Source organism: Leclercia sp. LSNIH3, from assembly GCF_002935105.1.
In the GTDB taxonomy this organism is placed as follows: Bacteria; Pseudomonadota; Gammaproteobacteria; order Enterobacterales; family Enterobacteriaceae; genus Enterobacter; species Enterobacter adecarboxylatus.
Window position 1 is genome coordinate 4,090,407 of record NZ_CP026387.1, and the last position, 13,759, is coordinate 4,104,165.

The following is a 13,759-nucleotide window of genomic DNA, read 5'->3' on the forward strand; positions in this document are numbered from 1 at the left end:
TCCTGAAACTGTGCAGAAAATAATACTAGTTTAGTGAGGCAATGAAGCAGAAAAATGGAGGAAATATGGAAGACTGTCTGGAATTGTCTGAATGGTACCGGTCTGGATGCCGGATCGTTGCTGCGCGCTTGCTACAGCAGCAGGCCGGGCAAGCGAAGCGCCGCCCGGCCTGTCAAGACTAGCTGAAAACGACCTGTGCCCAGCGAGCTAAACCTGCCGTCACCGAGCCAAAGTCATCGCCGCCAGCAATAGGGATGCCCGGCAGCTGCTGCGCCAGCGCTTTTTTGATCAGCGGTGAGCGGGCGCTACCGCCGGTCAGGTAGATCACGTCCGGCTTTTCGTTGCCGTTATCCAGCGCCAGTTGCACCTGCTCAAGGATGCGCTGCAAGGGCTGCGACAGCGCCGCTTCCAGCCCCTGCTGGCTGATAGCGGTCGCCAGCTCCTCGCTGATAAACGGCAGCGTCACGGCGTGCTCAGCGGCCCCGGAGAGGGCAATTTTGCTCTCTTCCGCGCTGCGCACCATCCGATAGCTCAGGCGCTGACGCCACACTTTATGAAGCAGCGCTACTTTCTCGCCGTCCTGGGCATCGCGCACCAGATCGTTAAGAAAACGCCCGTTGGCGACGCTGTAGAAATCGCTTTGCGCCGGTACATCGTTGATCGCCACGGCGTTCCACCACGGCAGTATTGGCAGGGCGGTGCCTTTCGCGGTTTGTCCACCCATGCCCAGCAGGGGCATCAGGCTTCTGAAGGCCAGGGCGATGTCCAGGTCGTTACCGCCGATACGGCAGCCGCTGTGCCCCAGCAGGCTGGTTTCGCGATCGCGACGCTCATGCCATTGTGGCCCCATCAGCAGCAGCGAGCAGTCAGTGGTCCCGCCACCGATATCCACGACCAGCACCCGTTTTTCACTGTTCAGGGTCGCTTCAAAATCCAGCCCGGCGGCAACCGGCTCGTACTGGAACACCACGTCACGGAACCCGGCACGCTGTGCGGCGCGCTCAAGGATCCCCTGTGCCTGCTGGTTCGCTTCATCGCCCCCCAGCCCCTGGAAGTTGATCGGACGGCCAATCACCGCCTGGGTGATCTCCTCCGTCAGCTGGGACTGCGCCTGCTGGCGAATATGCAGCATCATGGCGCAGACCAAATCTTCAAACAGCGCCACCTGCTGCGGTTTCAGACCGCTGGCACCGAGGAAGGATTTCGGTGACTTAACGAAGTAGACCTCTTCGGGATCCTCAATGTAGTGACCCAGCGACGACAGGCCAAACTGCACGCTGCCCGGGGTAACGTCGATATCTTCGTCGCGGTTAAAATTGACCGCGCGGCGCAGCAGCGCCTGGGTTTCCGTGCCGGTGGCCGGAACCTGATGATGGCGGTATAGCCACTCGCTCACCGCTTCGCGCGTCGGTGCGCAGAGCATCGACGGCAGCAGCGTGCTGTTATTTTCCATTTTCAGCAGCTGCGGCTGCCCGTTTTGCATTACTGCTACTGAGCAGTTGGCGGTGCCATAGTCAAATCCGATAAACACGTCAGCGTCCCCATGCCATTGAGAAGGGGCGAGACTTTAGCGAAATGTCAGGCTGGCGACAACTGGAATATGAAAGCAAGGCGCAACCCCTCAACTCCGTTTATGCTGTGACAGGACAAAAAAAGGAGCAACGATGTTTACTCTGACCTGGCAGCCGCCCTACGACTGGCAATGGATGTTGAAATTTCTTGGCGACCGTGCGGTGGCCGGGATTGAAATCGTGACCCCCACCGACTACACCCGCAGCTTTGCCTGCCAGGGCTATCGGGGACTCATTCACGTCACGCCGCAGCCGCAGGCGGGCACGCTGCAGGTGGTGCTCAGCGACGGGCTGTTGCCGATTGCCGATCTCTGCCTGGCGCGCATCACCCGCCTGTTCGATCTGCACTGCGATCCACAGCAGATAGCCACAGCGCTCGGCACTCTTGGGGCCGCGCGGCCGGGCCTGCGTCTGCCGGGATCGGTTGATACCTGGGAGCAGGGCGTCCGTGCCATTCTCGGGCAACTGGTCAGCGTGGCGATGGCGGCAAAGCTGACGGGCAAGCTGGTGGCGCTCTGCGGCGAACCGCTGCCTGAAGCACCGGGCTATCGCTGTTTCCCGGAGCCTGCCGCGGTGGCGGGTGCCGATCCGCTGGCGCTGAAAGCGCTGGGTATGCCGCTGAAACGCGCAGAATCCCTGATTCATCTGGCGCAGTCGGTGGTGGCGGGGGATTTCCCGTCGGAGACACCGGTTGATATCGACAGCGCGATAAAAGCGTTGCAGACCCGGCCGGGTATTGGTCGCTGGACGGCGAACTACTTTGCCCTGCGCGGCTGGCAGGCAAAAGATGTCTTTCTGGCGGATGATTATCTGATTAAGCAGCGTTTTGCCGGGATGACCCCGGCGCAAATCCGTCGCTATGCTGAACGCTGGCAGCCGTGGCGCTCGTACGCCCTGCTGCACATCTGGTACACCGACGGCTGGACGCCGTCAGTTGATGGCGAAATAACTGGTATTTAGCAGGAGTTCCAGCGGCTGCGGCTCACCGATGGTGTTGCCGAAGATATAGTCGATGCCAATGCCGGAGAGCGTATCCATCATGATCGGCTGATTGCTCGGTCCGGCAATGGTCTTGATGCCCAGGCGGCGGGCATGGCCCTGGATGATGGTCACCAGCATCTCATCCATCAGGTTGGCGTGGACGTTAACCACCAGATCGGGATCGAGGAGCAGATAATCGGCCATCTGCGCGCTCAGGTGGTTGAACACCTCCATATCGCGGCCCACATGGCTCAGGATAATGCGGCACCCGGCCTGACGCAGTTTGTCCAGATTGTTGCGGGTGTGCTCATCCTCCAGCGCCAGCACGCTAACGTTCACCACCAGATGCAGCAGACGCGGCTGCAGTGGACTGGCGCGCAGCATCTCCAGCAGTTCATCCACCAGCGTGGCGCTGGCAAGGCCGGCGGTTGACAGCGGCAGGGCGACCCCGGTGCCTTTGCTGGTCAATGGCGTGGCGAAATTGCGGAAAAATTCCTGCAGGATGCGTCTGTCGAGGGCGTGAATCAGTTCAGGCTCTGCCAGCCCCGCCCGGAAGGCCTGCTCCTCCAGCATCTCGCCGTCGTTGGTCCACAGACGCAGGGCCAGCATCCAGAAGGTGCTGCTTTCCGGTATCCGCGGCGAGGCGACGCTACGGGCGATCATCAACAGATGATTGTCTTTGATCATGTGCCACTGCTCGTCGAGAGAGATGGTACCTGCTTCGAGCGTCCGTTCCTGTTGCGGTTCATACACCGTCACCACGCCACGACCGTTGTTTTTGGAGGAGTAGCAGGCGATATCGGCCTGGGACATGACTTCTGAGGCCTGGTTGTTGCGCTCGTCGATCTGGGTGATCCCGGCGCTGGCGCCAATCCGGTGCAGGCGACCTTCCCACATAAAGTGATAATCGTTGATTGCGTCAATGATGCGACCGGCAATGTAGCGCGCGCTTTCGGTGTTGCAGTCTGGCAGCAGCAGGCCGAACTCATCCCCGCCGAGACGCGCCAGCATGTCGGTGGAGCGCAGCATGCTGAGCATCAGCGACGACAGTTCCCGCAGCAGCGCATCCCCCGCCGCGTGGCCTGCGGTGTCGTTGACTGCCTTAAAGCGGTCCAGATCGATAAATACCAGGGCGTGACGCTGACGGGTATCCTGCACGGTGAGCAGCATCCGCTTGAGACAGGCCTCAAAGCTGACGCGGTTCGCAAGGTGGGTTAAGGCATCGTGAGAGGCGTTGTAGCTCAGCTCGCGCAACATTTTGCGCGATTCGGTGACGTCCTGAATGACCAGTACCGAGCCAATGTTTTGCCCGTCGAGAGTGCTCAGCGGCGTAATGCTGTAGTGGATATCGTAGCTGCCACCGTTGCGGCTGTGCAGCACCACATCCTGTTCGATGTCGCTGCGGGACATATCGCCGCTGTGAATGTTCTCCATCAGCGGGCCATTATCCCCGAAGGTGATATGCAGCACCGAGAGGATCGGTTGCGACAGCGCATCCTGCTGCAGCCAGCCGCTCATCTTCTCCGCTACCGGGTTCATAAAGGTGACGTTCATGTTTACGTCGGTACAGAGTACCGCTTCACCGATGGAGTCGAGGGTAATATGCAGACGCTCTTTTTCCTGGAACAGCGCCTCATTCAGCTCCTTGACCTCGGTCATGTCCATATTAATGCCGAGCAGCCGTTCCACTTCACCCTGTTTATTCAGCACCCGGTTCGCCAGGGCGCGGATATGGCGAATGCCGTCTTTCACCCGGATACGAAACTCCAGTTTAAACGGGATGCGGGCTGCCAGCGAATCGCGCACCACCTGTTCAGCCAGGGCGCGATCTTCCGGCAACATGCATTCGTGCCACAGCTGCCAGGTAGGTTTAACGTGGGCTGGCACTTCATACAGCTCGAACATGCGTTTGTCCCAGCTGATGACGTTAGGTTTGACGTCCCACTCCCAGATACCGATGCCGCCTGCTTCGTTAGCCAGGGTAATACGCTCCATCAGGCGCTTATTAACCCATTCGGTATGCTTGAGATCGTTAATGTCTTCGATCTGGGCGATATAGTAGAGCGGCGTACCATCAGCATGACGCACCAGCGACACCGCCAGCAGCGCCCACACCACCTCGCCATTACGGGTGTAGTAGCGTTTTTCCAGCGAGTAGCTGTTGATTTCGCCTTTTAACAGCTGGTCCAGCTGCGCCAGATCGCTTTCCAGATCTTCCGGCCAGGTTAATTGCTGGAAGTTAAGGGAACGCAGCTCTGCCTGGGTGTAGCCGAGGAACTGACACAGCGCCTTGTTGGCCTGCAGCCACTGTCCGTCGGTGCTGACCAGCGCCATGCCGATAACGGAATACTCCATTGCATTACGGAAACGCTCTTCACTCTCGGTAATATGCTTACGCTCTGCGCGAAACGCGTACATCACCATGGTCATGATGTTGGCGGGCAACAGCATCATCAGGAATGGCAGCCAGGGGGCATTGACCATCACGCTGGCGTTCTGCGTGACCAGCGGAGTGGGGTTTTTGGCAATCATCAACGACACCATCATCACTGTAACGAGGAAGACCAGGAAGGCTTCCAGGCGCGGCAGACGCACGGCACTCCACATCAGCAGAACGATAATTGCCGTAAACGGCCACGGCAGAAAATGCAGGGAAATCCAACTCAGTAGCAGCGTGACCGCCATGGTCAGCAGCGTTTCGAACAACAGGCGGGGATTACGGTGACGCAAAAGATAGTGCGGTTTGAACAGCAGGCCTAAAGGCACCAGCGCCAGCGAGCCGATGGACTCCGACAGCACCCAGACCAGAAAACTGCGCAGCGGCTCGTCGCTCGGCACCAGCAGATAAATCATCACGCCGCCCAGCAGGGGAGGGATCACCGCGCTGCCAATGGCCAGACGGATCCAGTCCCCCAGATCCTGCAGCGGATTGTAGCTGGGCAGCAGTTTTCGCAGCAGCAAGGCCCCGACAAAGGCCTCAAGGACGTTGATGCCGGCGTACCAGAAGTTGATCGACGCCCACGAGAAAATCAGCCAGGAGGATAAGATGTTACCGAGGGTGCAGGCGAGGGCGATCCCAGGCCACATCTTCCCGGCGTGGCGGTAAAACGCCACCATCATAATGGAGGTCGGGAACCATAAAGGTGCCAGAAATGTTCCGAAACGCGTTAATTCAAGCGAGAAAAGGGTGAAAATGAAGGTAACCAGACCAAGACTGACAAGCCGTAGTAGAGGATGTGGCGTAGTTACCAAAACGCGCTGGTATTTTTTTTTCATTACCGCTTTATCCGAAGACGCCATGCCGCCAGGAGCCAACCCCGGACGAGTTCATTTCTAATTTGAACCATGCTAGTACAAACAATTTACAATTAATATGGTATGCGCTCATAAATTGACATCACAGTGTTATTAAATACTTATCCTGCAAAAAATTCATCTTTAGCGCTGGAAAAGTAAGCAGTTAAATTTATGTCAGGGCGATCAGTATGGTCTTTGAACGCGTCTCGCATAACATTTCTATTCGACTGGTATCAGGCCCGTTAAATCCCTATAATTGCCGCGTTTGACGCTCAGGCGTCGTCCTTCCTTACATCCAGGTTACTCAGGTCGCAAAAATTTATGACTGATAAGTCTCATCAGTGCGTCATTATAGGCATCGCCGGCGCATCGGCTTCAGGTAAAAGTCTCATTGCCAGTACGCTTTACCGTGAATTACGTGAACAGGTCGGTGATGAGCACATCGGTGTCATTCCAGAAGACAGTTACTACAAAGATCAAAGCCATCTGTCGATGGAAGAACGTGTTAAGACCAATTACGACCATCCGAGCGCGATGGATCACAGCCTGTTATTCCAACACCTCCAGGCCCTGAAGAACGGCACCGCCATTGAGCTGCCGGTGTATAGCTATGTTGAACACACCCGTCTGCAGGAAACCGTTCGCATTGCTCCGAAGAAGGTCATCATCCTCGAAGGGATCCTGTTGCTGACCGACGCCCGTCTGCGTGAATCGATGAACTTCTCGATTTTTGTCGATACGCCGCTGGATATCTGCCTGATGCGCCGCATCAAACGCGACGTGAACGAACGTGGCCGCTCCATGGATTCGGTGATGGCGCAGTACCAGAAAACGGTACGCCCAATGTTCCTGCAGTTCATTGAGCCTTCCAAACAGTATGCCGATATCATCGTGCCGCGCGGGGGTAAAAACCGCATTGCCATTGATATTCTGAAAGCGAAAATTAGCCAGTTTTTTGAATAACACACGCGAATTGTGTACCGTTCAAAGATAATCGGGTTCACCCTCCGGCTTTATTGGCCTGAGGGTGCGATGCACGAAAGGAGAAAGTGGCATGCGTCTTTGTGACCGAGATATTGAAGCCTGGCTGGACGAAGGCCGTCTGACCATCACCCCGCGCCCGCCCGTTGAGCGGATTAACGGCGTTACTGTTGATGTGCGTCTGGGTAATAAGTTTCGTACCTTTAGCGGTCATACCGCGCCATTTATCGACCTGAGCGGGCCGAAAGATGAAGTCAGCGCGGCGCTCGATCGGGTGATGAGCGATGAGATCGTGCTGGCCGACGGCGAAGCGTTTTACCTGCACCCGGGTGAACTGGCGCTGGCGGTCACATTTGAGTCGATTACTCTGCCTGCGGATCTGGTGGGCTGGCTCGACGGGCGCTCCTCTCTGGCGCGTCTGGGGCTGATGGTGCACGTGACCGCGCACCGTATCGATCCAGGCTGGTCCGGGCGAATCGTTCTGGAGTTTTTCAACGCGGGTAAACTGCCGCTGGCGCTGCGCCCGGGTATGATGATCGGCGCGTTGAGTTTTGAGCCGTTAACCGGCCCGGCGGCACGTCCGTATAACGCCCGTCAGGACGCAAAATATCGCGACCAGCAGGGTGCGGTCGCGAGCCGTATTGATAAAGATTGAGCTTAAATCCGGTCCATTGAGGAAGCCATGAGAAGAGTTCTTACAACGCTGATGATTTTGCTGGTGGTGCTGGTTGCGGGCCTGTCAGCGTTGGTTCTGCTGGTCAATCCCAATGACTTTCGCACCTACATGGTGCGTCAGGTCGAGGCCCGTAGCGGTTACACGCTGAAGCTGGAAGGGCCACTGCGCTGGCACGTCTGGCCGCAGCTCAGCATCCTGTCCGGGCGCATGTCGCTTACCGCACCGGGGGCCTCTGTGCCGCTGGTTGCCGCCGACAATATGCGCCTTGACGTGGCGCTGATGCCGCTGTTTTCACATCAGCTGCAGGTTAATCAGGTGATGCTCAAAGGGGCAGTCATCCAACTGACCCCGCAGTCAGAAGCGGTGCGTAACGCCGATGCGCCGGTCGCCCCGCGTGAAAACACCCTCCCGGACAAAGCGGAAGATACCGGCTGGTCATTCGATATTGGTCGGCTGAAGGTGGCTGACAGCCTGCTGGTGTTCCAGCACGAGGGTGATGAGCAGGTCACGGTACGCAATATCAACCTGCAGATGGAGCAGGATGAACATCACAAAGGTAAGATCGACTTTAGCGGCCGCGTTAACCGCAATCAGCGCGATCTGACCCTCTCCCTCGCCGCACAGGTGAATGCCTCTGACTATCCGCACCTGTTGAGCGCCGACATCCAGCAGCTAAGCTGGCAACTGACCGGCGTCGATCTGCCTTCTCAGGGCATTAGCGGGCAGGGCACCCTGCAGGCGCAGTGGCGTGAAGAGCAGAAACAGCTCGAACTCAACCAACTTAATTTACAGGCCAATGACAGCACGCTGACCGGCCAGGCTAGCGTGATCCTTGGCAACGAACCGCAGTGGAACATGAACCTGCAGTTCGACAAGCTTAATCTGGAAAACCTGCTCCCGGCACAGGCCGCCCCAGCCGCCAGGGGCGAGGTGGTACAGCAGCAGGGTCAAGCCCAGGCTAAACCCCAGCGGCCAGTGATCGCCTCCAGTCTGGAGCAGCCCGATTACAACGGCCTGCGCGGCTTTAGCGCCGATATTCTGCTGAAAGCCAACAACGTACACTGGCGGGGTATGGACTTCACTCAGGTCACCAGCCAGATGACCAACAAAAATGGCCTTCTGACCATCGCTGAGCTGAGCGGTAAGATGGGGGAGGGGCATCTCTCTTTACCCGGCACGCTCGATGTACGTAAAGCTGTCGCCCGGTCTTCTTTCCAGCCGCGTCTGGACAACATTGAGATCGGCACCATTCTGAAGGCCTTTAACTACCCGATTTCGCTGACCGGCAGCCTGACCATGGCAGGTGATTTCTCGGGCAGCAAGATTGATGCCGATGCCTTCCGTCAGTACTGGCGGGGCCAGGCCCATCTGGAAATGCGTAACACCCGCATGGAAGGGCTTAACTTCCAGCAACTGGTGCAGCAGGCGGTAGAGCGCAGCAGCAACGTGAAGGTGAAAGAGAACGTTGATAACGCGACCCGTCTGGACAGCTTTGTCACCGACCTGAGCCTCGACGGGGGCCAGGTGACGCTGGATGATATGCAGGGCGCATCACCGATGCTGATGCTTGAAGGGAACGGCACGTTGGATTTGATCAAAGAAACGGCTGATACCCGCTTCAAAATCCGCGTGCTGGAGGGCTGGCTCGGTGAAAGCCGACTGATCGATTTCCTGAAAACAACGCCGATCCCGCTTAACGTCTACGGTAACTGGCAGGCGCTGAACTATAGCCTGCAGGTGGATCAGCTGCTGCGTAAACATCTACAGGACGAAGCGAAACGTCGTCTGAGCGGTTGGGCGGACAAGAATAAAGATTCGCAGAACGGTAAAGATGTGAAGAAGTTGCTGGAAAAGCTTCAGTAGTATTTCCCCTCACCCCGCCCTCTCCCCATGGGGAGAGGGAGAAAAGCCGATCGCGCTCAGTCTATAAGACCGCACCAGGCTGTTCCTTCTCCCCCAGAGGAAAGGGAGAAAAGACGATCGCATTCAGTCTATAAGACCGCACCAAACTGTTCCTTCCCTCCAGCGGAGAAAGTGAAAAGCCGATCGCGTTCAGTTTATAAGACCGCACCAGGCTGTTTCTTCTCTCCCAGGGGAAAGGGAGAAAAGCCGATCGCGTTCAGTCTATAAGACCGCCCCAGGCTGTTCCCTCTCCCCCATGAGGAGAGAGCGCTCAGTCTATAAGCCCCCCAGACTGTTCCTTCTTCCCCAAGGAAGAGGAAGAAATGAAAATAGAGTTCAGTCCATAAGACCGCACCAGACTGTTCCTTTTCCCCCAGTGGAGAGAAAGAAATGAAGATAGAGTTCAGTCTATAAGACCGCACCAGACTGTCCCCTCTCCCCTTGGGGGAGAGGGTTAGGGTGAGGAAGAGGGGGAGGGGCGAAGTTCCATCACACCTCGTAATCCACATCATCCTGCGACATCAGCGGAATCAACTGCACCTTCTGCACCCGGTGGTTTTCTACCTCCAGGGTTTTCAGCGCATAATCCCCGACCTGTACCTCTTCGCCCGGCTGCGGGATCCGTTGCAGGTACTCCATCAACAGCCCGGCAATGGTGTGATATTCGCGCTTATCGTCCAGCGGTAGCGGAACATATTGCACAAGATCTTCCAGCGGCATATGGCCGTTGGCGGTCCAGCTGCCGTCGGCATTCTTCTGAATATCGTGCCGGGCGTCGATCTCTTCCACCTCGTTCGGCAGGTTACCGGCGATGGTCTCCATCACGTCGCTGAGCGTCACGATCCCCTCCACAGAACCAAACTCATCCACCACAAAGGCAAAATGGGTACGCGCATTGCGGAACTGTTCCAGCGCCTGCAACAGCGGTAGCACTTCCGGGAACACCAGCGGCTGGCGGATCAGCACCCGCAGGTTGAGCGGCTCGCCACGTAGCTGCTGATTGAGCAGGTCGATAACGTGCACCACGCCCAGCAACTCCTCCTCCTGCTCGCCGCCGGTGACCACGATGCGGGTGTGCTGGTTTTTATCCAGCAGCGCACGGATGGTGCTCTCCGGCGTGTTCAGGTCGATATGTTCAATATCGTGGCGCGAGGTCATGATGCTGCTGACGGAACGCTGGTTAAGGTGCAGCACCCGCTCAATCATCCGTCGCTCCTGCGGGGCAAAGATCGGACTGTCGTCGTGGTCAGCAAGCAGCGAGGCGGCCTGCGCATCCAGTTCGGCATCCTCTTTTTTACCGCTCAGCAGGCGAATAACCGTGTCGGCGGTGCGCTGGCGCAGCGTTTGGTTGGCGGAGAGGAAACGGCGGCGGTTGAAAATCGCCAGCTGGTTCAGGGCCTCGATAATGACAGAGAAGCCAATCGCGGCGTAGAGATACCCTTTTGGAATATGGAAGCCAAACCCGTCGGCCACCAGGCTGAAGCCGATCATCAGCAGGAAGCTCAGGCATAAAATGACAATCGTCGGGTGGTCGTTAACAAAGCGCGTGAGTGCCTTGCTGGCCATGACCATCAGCGCAATGGCGATAATCACCGCGGCCATCATCACACCCAGGTGATCGACCATCCCCACGGCGGTAATGACCGAATCCAGTGAGAAAACGGCGTCCAGCACCACGATTTGTGCCACCACGGCCCAGAACTTGGCGCCGCGCCTCTGGGTGGGGTTCTCGCTATCCTTGCCTTCCAGCCTTTCGTTGAGTTCCACGGTGGCTTTGAAAATCAGGAAGAAGCCACCAAACAGCATGATCAGGTCGCGGGCGCTGAAGCCAAAACCGTGGACGGTAAACAGCGGGCGGGTGAGGGTCACCAGCCAGGAGATAGAGGCCAACAGCAGCAGGCGCATCACCATCGCCATTAACAGGCCGGTAATGCGGGCGCGGTCGCGCTGAGCTGGGGGCAATTTTTCGGCGAGAATAGCAATAAAGACCAGGTTGTCGATACCGAGCACAAGTTCCAGCACCACAAGGGTGACCAGCCCGGCCCATATTGATGGATCTGCTATCCATTCCATAGTGTGCGTAATACCTTTCGTTATATGACAATTGTCACATTTCGATCATGGATACTTCGCCTGAAAAATGCAATGCCAGCCGGGCATTTATCTGCACAGATTTTCCTGAATCCGCCGGAAATAAACCTTGCACATAGTGGGTTAATATTGCGATTAGTCTGGATTAACGAAAAATAAGAAATATCGCAGGCTAATGATTGTTGTTTAATAAAGTCAATATAAAGCTATTCCTAAAAACGCAGAAATGTCGGCGTTAATACTAATCTTAAAAGCCACGCCTTCGTTGATGTTTCCTTGCCTGCTATTCAGTTAGCTGCAACAATTCTTTCAGCATTAAATGGCGCTGTCTTTTTGATGCTATTTCTGTGTCGGTTTAATGACGTGAAAAACTTATATCGGGTTCGGAATTATCCTGCCTTTTATATTTTCCGTTATGCAACATCAAAGAGGGTGTTTACTCATAACTTACTGTTTAAACAGTAGATTGGTAACTGAAAGCCAAGGGCGGTAGCGTGCCTGAAAGCGTGTTAATCAGCCTCGATTATTCTGTCAATAGTCTGAATGCAAATAAGCCTCTTTTAGGACTGATGCCAGTTATATTTCACTTTTAATGACTGCATGCTAAAAGTAATACGCCTCCGCGCTTATTTAAATGCACAGGATAATTACTCTTCCATAGTGATAAATAATCAATGATGAAATCCAAAATGAAATTGATGCCATTATTGGTGTCTGTGACCTTGATGAGTGGTTGTACGGTCTTTCCCGGCAGCAATATGTCATCATCGGGCAAGGATGTGATTAAACAGCAGGATGCTGATTTTGATATCAACCGCATGGTGAATGTTTATCCAATGACCCCGCAGCTGGTTGAACAATTACGCCCTCGCCCGGTTGTAGCGCGACCTAACGACAGCCTCGACCAGGAGATCGCCAACTACCAGTACCGCGTGGGGCCTGGGGATGTCATCAACGTCACCGTCTGGGATCACCCGGAGCTGACCACCCCGGCGGGGCAGTATCGTAGCTCCAGCGATACCGGCAACTGGGTTCAGGCAGATGGCACCATGTTTTATCCCTATGTCGGCAAAATCCGTGTTGTCGGTAAAACGCTTTCCCAGATCCGTAGTGATATTACCGGCCGTTTAGCGCAGTACATCGCTGACCCGCAGGTGGACGTTAATATCGCCGCATTCCGTTCGCAGAAAGTCTATGTCTCCGGCCAGGTCAATAAATCCGGCCAGCAGCCAATCACCAACGTGCCGCTGACGGTGCTTGACGCCATCAACGCCGCGGGCGGGCTGACCGATGGCGCCGACTGGCGCAATGCGGTGCTGACCCATAAAGGCAAAGAGGAGCGTATCTCCCTGCAGGCGCTGATGCAGAACGGCGATCTGAGCCAGAACCGTCTGCTCTATCCGAGTGACATCCTGTATGTTCCGCGTAATGACGATCTGAAAGTTTTCGTGATGGGTGAAGTGAAGAAACAGAGCACCCTCAAGATGGACTTCAGCGGTATGACCCTGACCGAAGCGCTGGGCAACGCAGAAGGGCTGGATATGAGCACCTCCGACGCCAGCGGTATCTTCGTGATCCGTCCGATTACAGGAAACAGTGCGAAGGGCAAGATTGCCAACGTCTACCAGCTGGATATGTCTGATGCCACTTCGCTGGTGATGGCAACCGGCTTCCGCCTCCAGCCGTATGACGTGGTGTACGTCACCACCGCGCCGATAACGCGCTGGAACCGTGTGATGAACCAGCTGATGCCGACCATCAACAATATCCATACCATGACCGACACGGTACATCAGTACCACAACTGGTGATAACGATGTTTAACAAAATTCTGGTGGTTTGTGTGGGGAACATCTGCCGTTCCCCTACCGCTGAGCGGCTTTTGAAGCAGTACCAGCCACAGCTGACCGTCGCGTCAGCCGGGCTGGGCGCGCTGGTGGGTAAAGGGGCCGATGCACGGGCAAGTCAGGTTGCGGCAGAGCATCAGCTTTCGCTCGACGGGCATTGTGCCCGTCAGGTGTCAGCCAGCCTGTGCCGCGACTATGACCTGATCCTGGCCATGGAAAAACGCCACATCCACGCCCTGTGCGATATCGCACCGGAGATGCGTGGCAAGGTGATGTTGTTTGGACACTGGGATAACGAGCGTGAGATCCCCGATCCGTATCGCAAAAGTCATGAAGCGTTTGAGGCGGTTTACACCTTACTCGACCAGTCTGCCCGCCAGTGGGCACAGGCACTGAACGTTCAGCAGGGATAA

General features: G+C 56.3%; 9 protein-coding genes. 6 read left to right on the forward strand and 3 right to left on the reverse strand.

The features are described 5' to 3' along the window. Window positions 1–178: 178 nt before the first annotated feature. Window positions 179–1,531, reverse strand: a complete 1,353-nt coding sequence (gene yegD, locus C3F35_RS19760; RefSeq protein WP_032612460.1) for a molecular chaperone — start codon at window positions 1,529–1,531, stop codon at window positions 179–181. A 133-nt stretch (window positions 1,532–1,664) separates the two neighbouring features. On the opposite strand from yegD, the gene alkA reads away from it, so the two are divergent. Continuing rightward, window positions 1,665–2,531: a DNA-3-methyladenine glycosylase 2 gene (gene alkA, locus C3F35_RS19765; RefSeq protein WP_103792146.1), complete on the forward strand. Its 867-nt coding sequence runs from the start codon at window positions 1,665–1,667 to the stop codon at window positions 2,529–2,531. Here the strand turns inward: alkA and C3F35_RS19770 are convergent. Further along, entirely contained in the window at window positions 2,502–5,828 is a 3,327-nt protein-coding gene (locus C3F35_RS19770) for a diguanylate cyclase (protein ID WP_059309085.1), read from the reverse strand. The two genes, alkA and C3F35_RS19770, sit on opposite strands and share 30 nt — an antisense overlap. Before the next feature lie 342 nt (window positions 5,829–6,170). On the opposite strand from C3F35_RS19770, the gene udk reads away from it, so the two are divergent. The 3 genes from udk (at window position 6,171) to asmA (ending at window position 9,369) form a co-directional block, all read left to right on the forward strand. After that, window positions 6,171–6,812: a uridine kinase gene (gene udk / locus C3F35_RS19775; RefSeq protein WP_032612454.1), complete on the forward strand. Its 642-nt coding sequence runs from the start codon at window positions 6,171–6,173 to the stop codon at window positions 6,810–6,812. A gap of 91 nt (window positions 6,813–6,903) precedes the next feature. Continuing rightward, the gene (gene dcd, locus C3F35_RS19780) at window positions 6,904–7,485 is read left to right on the forward strand and encodes a dCTP deaminase (RefSeq protein ID WP_032612452.1); all 582 of its coding nucleotides are present in this window, start codon (window positions 6,904–6,906) and stop codon (window positions 7,483–7,485) included. Window positions 7,486–7,512: 27 nt separating this feature from the next. Then, a complete protein-coding gene (asmA, locus tag C3F35_RS19785) occupies window positions 7,513–9,369 on the forward strand; it encodes an outer membrane assembly protein AsmA (protein ID WP_103792145.1) in 1,857 nt (618 codons plus the stop codon). A gap of 528 nt (window positions 9,370–9,897) precedes the next feature. Here asmA and C3F35_RS19795 read toward each other — a convergent pair. Further along, window positions 9,898–11,481: a TerC family protein gene (locus C3F35_RS19795; RefSeq protein WP_032612415.1), complete on the reverse strand. Its 1,584-nt coding sequence runs from the start codon at window positions 11,479–11,481 to the stop codon at window positions 9,898–9,900. Between the two features lie 692 nt (window positions 11,482–12,173). On the opposite strand from C3F35_RS19795, the gene C3F35_RS19800 reads away from it, so the two are divergent. Both C3F35_RS19800 and wzb read left to right on the forward strand, forming a co-directional pair. Continuing rightward, window positions 12,174–13,310: a polysaccharide export protein gene (locus C3F35_RS19800; protein ID WP_032612413.1), complete on the forward strand. Its 1,137-nt coding sequence runs from the start codon at window positions 12,174–12,176 to the stop codon at window positions 13,308–13,310. 5 nt (window positions 13,311–13,315) lie between these two features. Next, window positions 13,316–13,759, forward strand: coding sequence for a low molecular weight protein-tyrosine-phosphatase Wzb (wzb, locus tag C3F35_RS19805; protein WP_032612411.1), 444 nt, complete (start codon window positions 13,316–13,318; stop codon window positions 13,757–13,759).